Here is a 270-nt window from a genome sequence, read left to right as displayed (position 1 = left end):
TTGAATTGCATTATTGTGGCAGTAGTCGCGATCGCTGTGCTTTCGTCGAAGAAGTAGAACAGGGACCACTTGCACCATTTACAACCTTCCACTTTAAAGCAGAAGGTTCAAGTCATCGCGAATATCTTAACCAGCATATTAAGCAATTAGATGCTCAATCTCATATCTATACATGTGGTCCGAATGGCTTTATGGATTGGGTCATTGATTTAGCTAAAGTGAATCAATTTGCGGATCAGCAGATTCATAAAGAATATTTTAACGTTGAAA

General features: G+C 38.5%; 1 protein-coding gene. It reads left to right on the top strand.

Annotated elements, in window-relative coordinates; genetic code table 11:
* The coding region (locus AC1M9J_RS14845; protein WP_481952578.1) for a ferredoxin reductase domain-containing protein at positions 1-270 on the top strand (270 nt) is incomplete at both ends.

The organism is Acinetobacter sp. ANC_7588 (assembly GCF_056783995.1).
Note: the sequence above shows the minus strand (reverse complement) of the source record. Positions and strands in the feature narration are given on the sequence as shown.